3 protein-coding genes are annotated in these 3,720 nt (G+C 48.7%); 2 read left to right on the top strand and 1 reads right to left on the bottom strand.

What is annotated here, in order from left to right:
* On the top strand, window positions 1-1,849 hold a 1,849-nt coding region (locus IQR33_RS08825), incomplete at its 5' end, for a MacB family efflux pump subunit (RefSeq protein WP_228013814.1).
* A gap of 14 nt (window positions 1,850-1,863) precedes the next feature.
* Entirely contained in the window at window positions 1,864-3,240 is a 1,377-nt protein-coding gene (locus IQR33_RS08820) for an efflux transporter outer membrane subunit (RefSeq protein WP_017635084.1), read from the top strand.
* 83 nt (window positions 3,241-3,323) lie between these two features.
* Here the strand turns inward: IQR33_RS08820 and IQR33_RS08815 are convergent.
* A partial coding sequence (locus tag IQR33_RS08815; RefSeq protein ID WP_193843646.1) for a carboxymuconolactone decarboxylase family protein occupies window positions 3,324-3,720 on the bottom strand: 397 nt, incomplete at its 5' end.

The raw sequence follows: 3,720 nt of genomic DNA, 5'->3' as shown, positions 1-3,720 counted from the left end.
GATCGTGGGAGCATCAGGTTCAGGTAAATCGACGCTGATGAATGTGCTCGGCTGCTTGGATAAACCGTCCAGCGGTCGATACTTCATTAATGGGCAAGATGTCTCGACGTTGGAATCTGATCAACTGGCGGAACTACGCCGCGAGTATTTTGGCTTTATATTCCAGCGTTACCATCTGCTGGGGGATTTAACCGCGGTGGCAAACGTGGAAGTACCGGCGGTTTACGCGGGAGTTCCTCATCGTCAAAGAACGGATCGAGCGCAGTCACTATTGGCTCGCTTGGGGCTGGAAGATCGTTTGACCCACAAGCCCAGCCAACTGAGTGGTGGCCAGCAACAGCGCGTGAGTGTTGCTCGTGCACTGATGAACGGTGGTGAGGTGATTCTCGCTGATGAGCCCACTGGCGCATTAGACAGTCACAGTGGGCAAGAGATGATGGCACTGCTTAAAGAGTTGCATCAACTTGGGCATACTATCATCTTAGTGACTCATGATATGAACGTGGCGAACTTTGCGGATCGCATCATTGAAATCAAAGATGGTGAAATCATTGCAGATACGCCAAATGCACAAGTTGTAATCAATGAGCAAGCAGCAAAGACACCGAGCGCATCTTTTCATCGCCCAGCGCAAGCCGCCAGTAAGTGGTGGAAGTGGGACAGTTTTATTGACGCGCTAAAAATGGCGCTGCTGGCGATGTCTAGCCACAGAATGCGCACGTTTTTGACCATGCTCGGCATCATTATTGGTATAGCCTCGGTGGTTTCCGTGGTGGCACTAGGTAATGGTTCACAACAGCAAATTTTGTCGAATATTTCATCCATGGGAACAAACACCATTGATGTCAGGCCGGGCAAAGGGTTTGGTGACCGCCGCTCCGGACGAGTGAAAACGCTAACCGCCGACGATGCTAAATCGTTGGAGAGTCTACCTTTTGTCGACAGTGTCACGCCGTCTTTATCCAACAGCTTAACCGTGCGTTACGCCAATCAGGATGCAACCGCGTCTGTGGAAGGGGTTGGGGAAGATTATTTCCGTGTGCGCGGTTATGAGATTGCCAAAGGTCAGTTTTGGGATGAAGAGAGCGTGAACTCACTCGCCCAAGAAGCAGTGATTGATGACAACACCAGAAAGGAAATGTTTGCGGATAGAAATCCGATTGGTGAAGTGATTTTTCTTGGTTCATTGCCAGTGCGTATTGTGGGTGTCACGCAGAAAAAAGAAGACGCGTTTGGTAACAGCGACGCGCTGAAAATTTGGGTGCCATACACCACTATGTCGGGACGCATGATGGGACAACGCTACCTCAACGGCATTACTGTACGGATTGATGAGAACGCCCCAAGTGCGGCGGTAGAGCAGAGCATCATCAACTTGTTAAAAATGCGCCACGGTACAGAAGATTTCTTCACGATTAACACTGACACCATTCGTCAGAGCATCGAGAAAACCACCGCAACCATGACGTTACTGATCTCAGCGATTGCGGTGATCTCACTAATTGTCGGCGGAATTGGCGTAATGAACATTATGTTGGTGTCGGTGACAGAGCGCACGAAAGAGATCGGTGTGCGAATGGCTGTGGGTGCGCGGCAAGCGGATATTTTGCGTCAGTTTTTGATTGAAGCGGTACTGGTGTGTTTGTGTGGTGGCATTGCTGGTATTGGCTTGGCGTTTTTGATTGGTTTTGCATTCAGTACATCTGGCAGCAGCTTCCAAATGATTTACTCAATGAACTCGATCATCTGGGCGTTTATTTGCTCAACGTTGATTGGCATCGCTTTCGGCTTTTTACCCGCTCGCAATGCCGCCAAACTCGATCCGATAGAAGCGCTAGCGAGAGACTAAAAATGAGTAACACAATGAAATTCAAAACTCGATTGGTCGCGGCTGCCTTAAGCGCAGTGTGGTTGTCAGGTTGTGGTTCGCTTATGCGTAGCGACTATCAAGCTCCTGAGGTGCAAGTGCCTGCAAATTGGCAACAGATGCATGTTGCGGGTGATGTCAGTATGGATCCTTGGTGGTTGGCGTTTAACGACCCAACGCTTAATCAATACATTACTCAGGTGTTGGCTCAAAACAACGATTTGACGCTGGCAACGCTAACGCTAAAGAAAGCGCGTTTACAGCTGGGTTTAGCGCAAGATGACCTTTTCCCTACGTTGAGTTCTTCCACATCAGGACAAGTTCAAAAATCTCTTGATGGCGGGGAATCGGCAGATAGCTACAGCACTAACTTGTCCGTCAATTACGAGTTGGATTTGTGGGGAAAAATCTCGGCGGACGTTGACCAAGCCAAGTGGACGGCGATGGCAAGTCAACAAGATCGCGAGGCGACCGCACAAAGTTTGGTGGCAACGACGGCATCGTTATATTGGCAAATCGGCTATCTGAAACAGCGCTTAAACCTCAGTCAGCGTAATGTGGAAGACGCAGCTCAAACGCTACAATTGATTGAAAAACAGTACCAACTTGGCGCTGTGGATCAGTTAGATGTGCTTGAAGCCAAACGTACGTTGGCAAGCTTACAAGCGCAGCAAAGTGAGTTTGAACAGAGTTTACTTGAGGCAAACAACGCCTTTGCGATTTTGTTCAATCAACCGCCGAAGAGCATCAGTGCAAACATCCAAATGCTGCCTGAAGGCGATATGCCATCGTTGAGTGTTGGTGCTCCGTCTGATTTATTGATCCGCAGACCCGACATTAAAGCAGCGATTTATGAAGTCAAAGCCGCGCTAGCAAATAAAGACGCAGCAGATTTGGACTACTTGCCCAAGCTGACGCTCACTGGGGCTCTGGGTGGATCATCACAAGCGCTTAAAGACCTGCTTTCCAACCCGATTGGCAGCTTAGGTGCGGATATGACGCTACCGTTTTTGCAGTGGAATGAGATGAAAAATAGCCAAGCCATTGCCGATTTAGACTATCAATCGGCCATTGTGAGTTATCGCCAAGTGTTGTACGCCGCATTCCAAGATGTCGAAAATGCCTTGTCAGCACGCGAAAAATTGAAGTATCAGGCGGCGCGTTTACAAGAGCAATATGATGCCGCAAGTGCCGCTGAGTCCATTTATGCTGCGCGGTATCAGTATGGCTCGACGTCGATCATGGACTATTTGAATGCACAAGAAGACACCAGAAACGCGCAAGCTTCTTTGTTGGAAAACCGCTACAACCAGTTTCTCACTCAGGTTACGCTTTACCAGTCTTTAGGGGGAACCGACGTTGCGCCGTTGTAATTAGGGGTCAGCACACACTAGCGAAGCGCCATGCAACAAAGCTTTACTGGTCCCATGAATGGGACCAGTAATAAAAGCTTAAGTTACTTGGCGAACTTCTTGAAAGGTGCATCAACCGGGGTGTCAGCTAGGTGATTGGTGTAGTTACTCATCACTTTTTGCGCTAGACCAAGTACAATTTCAAGCAGTTGCTGCTGTCCGTAACCTGCCGCAAAGAACTTCTCTATCTGAGACTCTTCCACTACACCACGTTGACGCACCATTTGAAGCGTTGTTTCTCGTAGTGTTTCAAGTTTTTCGTCTGCCAATGGTGTTTGGTTGACGAGAGCATCAACAATCTCCTGATCCACTTTCATTGACGCCGCGATCGCACTATGAGCAGGAACGCAGTAGTGACAACCATGTTCAACGTTGATGGTTTGCCATACGACGGTCAATTCTTCTGCGTTAAATGATGTTTGTTGAAAGAGCTCATGCACG

Source organism: Vibrio sp. OPT46 (assembly GCF_015163535.1).
In the GTDB taxonomy this organism is placed as follows: Bacteria; Pseudomonadota; Gammaproteobacteria; order Enterobacterales; family Vibrionaceae; genus Vibrio; species Vibrio alginolyticus.
This window is presented reverse-complemented; position numbering and strand designations above follow the sequence as displayed.